The sequence below is a fragment of the Frankia sp. CoBUL1 genome, from assembly GCF_978021245.1.
Genome location: NZ_CDXDOS010000287.1, coordinates 1 through 3,902, shown reverse-complemented (window position 1 = coordinate 3,902; position 3,902 = coordinate 1). Strand labels below are relative to the sequence as shown.

The following is a 3,902-nucleotide window of genomic DNA, read 5'->3' as shown; positions in this document are numbered from 1 at the left end:
TCCTCACCTCAGGAATCTGGTCTAAACCGCGGAGAACAAAGGGATTTCGTTGGTCTTCTCGTCGACGTCGACCTGTGTCAGGAGCACGCCGCGGGCGTGGGCGAGGACTTCGGGCAGGTGCACGTGGCGGCTGCCGTGCTGGGGGCGCATCGTCGTTCCATCTACCGTGAGCACGCGCTGTACCCGGCCCGCCCGCCATGCCGGGCGGTGCGGGGCGGCGTCGAGGGCCGCCAGTGAGCCTGGATCCAGGCTTCGGCAGCTCTTTCCAACGCCGCCCGGTGCGGGCGTCCCGGGCCCATTCCCCTTCCCTGGCGATCATGAAGTGTCGAGAACTCCATGATCGACAAAGGGGTCGCGCCCGTCCTCCGTCCCTCTTCGACCCAACAGTTCCGCTACGCCGGACCCGGCCCGCCGGGGACGAACGGCGCGTTGCTACCTTCTTGGCTGCAATCGCTCCTACCCGCAATCAACGTGCTCGGCACACGTCGAGGAGACGGATTTATGCGTATCACCAGAATGCGTGCCGCGGTGGCCGGCGTTCTCGGCATGGCGACCATCGCACTGGCCTCCCCGGCGCTCGCCGAAACTCCGGAACCGTCGCCCACCGCCATCGCGACGGCCACGGCCGCCGTCACCCAGTCGAGTCCGTCCCCCCTCGTCTCCGACACCCCGACGGCGACCCCGAAGACAGGGCCGTTGGCCGGCCTGGACTCGGCGGGCAAGCCGACCGGGTCGGCCGGCCCGACCGCCACTCCGAGCCTCGATCCGAGCGCCACGCCGAGCGCCACGCCCACCGACGCCGCGGCTCTGATTCTGGGCGCGACGGCGAGCGCGACGTCCTCCGCGACCCCGACCACCGGCACCGGCAAGCCGACACTCGATGGTTTCCTCGACCTGCTGCCCTTCAAGGTCCCGCTGGACAAGCAGATCAACAGCATCGACGACATGGACGTCAACCCGTTGTTCCTCACCTTCACCTGCGACGACTCCGTCCCCTCATGGAAACTAAAGAACACCGCGGACAAGGCCTTTGGATTCGGCTGGTTCGACACCAGCCTGCACGGCGGGATTCTGGACATCGGGCCGAAGCAGACCGTTGACCTCCCCTCGAAGGCACTCGCGGTAATCGGCTCCCCCTGGGACGCCAGGACCAAGGTTCTGCTCGTGACCGTGCCGACGGTCGGTGTCTCCAACTGCACGGGCGGATCGGCCCCGCCGCCGCTCGCACCGCCCGCTCCGCTACCCGTCGCGGTGCCCGTCGCGGTGCCCGCCGCCACGAGCGCCGTCCCGGCCGATCCGCACTACACGCGATGAGCTCCGGACCTGGTCCCAGGATGGCTGCGAGCGCCCTCGCGGCCATCCTGGGTGGCGTCGTGCTGACCGGCTGCGGCGACGGCGCCAGGAACGCATCCACCGATCTCTCCCCGCAGGTGCGCAACCAGCTCGCCGCCGCCGCCGGACTCGGCCAGGGAAAGAGCACCGTGGTCACGGCCGTGGGTGCCAGCGTCGACGTTTACAGCGCCCCGACCGACACCCAACCCTCCTCCACTCTGGCCAGTCCGAATGAGAACGGCGTCAGGCGGGTCTTCCTCGTCCAGGCCAAGCTGTCGGGATGGTGGCAGGTACTGCTGCCGGTGCAGCCGAACGGCAGCACCGGATGGTTGAAGGCGGACCAGGTCACCGCGTCCGAGACGCCGTACCGGCTGGTTGTCTCCCGCAGCAGGCACCGACTCCAGGTGTTCAGCAACGGGACGCAGATCGCCGAGGAGCCGGTGGGGATCGGCACCGCCGACACCCCGACGCCGGGCGGGCGTTTCTATCTCATGGAGCTGCTCAAGCCGCGTGATCCGAACGGTCCGTACGGGCCGTATGCCTTCGGGCTCAACGGCTTCTCGACATCACTCAGCTCGTTCGGCGGCCACAAGCCGGTCATCGGCGTGCACGGGACGAACGAACCAAAGCTCATCGGCAAGGACGTCAGCCACGGATGCATCCGCCTGAGCAACGACGCGATCACCAGACTCGCCCAGACCGTTCCCCTCGGCACGCCGATCGACATCGTCGCCTAGACGAAGATCGGTAACGAGGCCCTTCCCGGTGGAGGATCGCCGGGGCCCGGACGGACTATGCGTCCACCGAGGCGGACGGGTCCATGGTGGGACGGGCCGCCGCGGCGATCCGCAGATCGTCGACGAATCCGGCGTAGACCTCGTCACGGCGGGCGGGATCCGCCCGTAGCACCGCACTGGGATGCAGCGTGGCGAGCAGCTGAGCCCCGGAGCCTGCCGGCCCGGGGAGCAGCCGGCCACGCATCTTCGTCACCCGGAACGACGGTCCGAGCAGCGACATGCCTGCCGTAGCCCCCAGGATCACGACGATCGCCGGCCGAACGAGGTTGAGCTCCGCGGATAGCCAGGGACGACACGCGGTGACATGCCGCAGGTCCGGGGTCTGATGAATCCGCCGCGGACCGTTGCCGGTGCGATACCGGAAGTGCTTGACGGCGTTTGTCGTGTACACCTCGGCACGGTCGAGTCCCACCTCGCCGAGGGCCCGGTCGAGCAGCTTGCCGGCGGGGCCCACGAACGGCACACCCCGCCGGTCCTCGATGTCGCCCGGCTGCTCGCCGACGAGGGCGAGCCAGCTATGCGCGGGGCCGACCCCGAAGACCGTGCGGGTGCCGGGCAGTTGTGCGAGGTCGCATCCCTGGCACTCGGCAGCCGCCGCCGCCAGGGTCGGCAGATCCGCCCGTGGTGGTATGTGTACGGGCTGCATGCTCATCCACCGATTCAACCGGACGGGCCCTCGCCCGTCCGCACGAGCCCTGGGAGACCCGGTTGTGCCGGGAACCCGGTGCCGGGGGTGCCCCGACCGCCGGGGGTGCCGAGGCCGGATATCTGGCCCCCGGCGGTCGGGGCAAACCACGGGGCCACCCCCACAAAATAGCGGCGTGTCATCATTCAACTACACAGTGTTTGCTGTTGTGCTGTACGGGTGACGCTTGCCGTGGAGTGGGATCGGGGCTTCTCCGACGCCTGGTCGCAAATCGCCGCGACAGCCCCGAAAACTGGCCTCTTCCTCGCGATCTGTCTGCTCGGTTGGCTGTTGGTTCGGGCGGGTACGCACCTCGTCACCCGGTTGACCGAACGCGCCGGCCTGGATCGGATCATCGATCGCGCCGGCCTGCCGCGGCTACTGCACCAGCCAGCCCCGAGCGTGCGGGCGGGCGGGCTGCGGGTGCTCATGGGCATCGGCCTGCTCGGCGTGCTGCGGATCGCGCTGGGGGTTTTCGGACCGAACGCGGCCGAGGACACCGTGACCGATCTACTCGCTCTGCTGCTCCATATCCTGCTCGCGACGCTGGTCATCATGATCGGGGTCGGCCTCGCCCGGGTCGTCCAGACCTTCGTCACGGAGGCACTACGCGACCTCGCGTACGGACGGGCGGCCGGCAACATCGTGGCCACCGTGCTCGTGGTCGCCTTCGGCAAGGCGGCGTTGGACGAGGTGGGACTCGCGACGTCGGTCACCACACCGCTCCTCTGGGCGATCCTGGCCTCCCTCACCGGTGTGATCGTCGTCGGCGTGGGAGGCGGCCTCATTCGACCCATGCAGATCCGATGGGAGGAGATCCTCGATCATGTCGAGGACACCGCCGCCGAGGCTCGAGCGAAGTGGCACGATCGCCGCCCCACCACGGTGCCCCAGGTATCGTGGGTCTCTCACCGCTCGTCCACACCCCACGGCTTCCCGGGTCCCGCCGGTCCCACCGGTCCCCACAACTCCCGGGCACACACAGACTCCCCGGCACACACAGACTCCCCGGCACACGCGCCGAAACGGCCGCTGCCCCCACCGGCCGTCGCCTCGCCCCGACCCCCAATCCCGCCACCGGGTGAGGG

At 69.2% G+C, this 3,902-nt stretch carries 5 protein-coding genes; 4 read left to right on the top strand and 1 reads right to left on the bottom strand.

The features are described 5' to 3' along the window. From AC08OX_RS15660 to AC08OX_RS15650, 3 genes are all read left to right on the top strand, one after another. Positions 1 to 237, top strand: a 237-nt coding sequence (locus tag AC08OX_RS15660; protein WP_476608491.1) for a hypothetical protein, incomplete at its 5' end; no start/stop codon positions are given. A 264-nt stretch (positions 238 to 501) separates the two neighbouring features. After that, on the top strand, positions 502 to 1,314 hold the full coding sequence (locus tag AC08OX_RS15655) for a hypothetical protein (protein ID WP_476608490.1): 813 nt from the start codon (positions 502 to 504) through the stop codon (positions 1,312 to 1,314). 20 nt (positions 1,315 to 1,334) lie between these two features. Beyond that, entirely contained in the window at positions 1,335 to 2,069 is a 735-nt protein-coding gene (locus AC08OX_RS15650) for a L,D-transpeptidase (RefSeq protein WP_476608489.1), read from the top strand. A 55-nt stretch (positions 2,070 to 2,124) separates the two neighbouring features. Here AC08OX_RS15650 and AC08OX_RS15645 read toward each other — a convergent pair whose 3' ends face one another. Then, positions 2,125 to 2,781 (bottom strand): UdgX family uracil-DNA binding protein, encoded by a 657-nt coding sequence (locus tag AC08OX_RS15645; protein WP_476608488.1) that lies wholly within the window; start codon positions 2,779 to 2,781, stop codon positions 2,125 to 2,127. A 213-nt stretch (positions 2,782 to 2,994) separates the two neighbouring features. On the opposite strand from AC08OX_RS15645, the gene AC08OX_RS15640 reads away from it, so the two are divergent. Further along, positions 2,995 to 3,902, top strand: a 908-nt coding sequence (locus tag AC08OX_RS15640; protein WP_476608487.1) for a membrane protein, incomplete at its 3' end; no start/stop codon positions are given.

What these genes read in the sequence shown, in the direction of transcription:
- AC08OX_RS15655 (WP_476608490.1), top strand. Translation starts at nt 502, where the DNA reads ATGCGTATCACCAGAATGCGTGCCGCGGTGGCCGGCGTTCTCGGCATG.
- AC08OX_RS15650 (WP_476608489.1), top strand. Translation starts at nt 1,335, where the DNA reads ATGGCTGCGAGCGCCCTCGCGGCCATCCTGGGTGGCGTCGTGCTGACC.
- AC08OX_RS15645 (WP_476608488.1), bottom strand. Translation starts at nt 2,781, where the DNA reads ATGAGCATGCAGCCCGTACACATACCACCACGGGCGGATCTGCCGACC.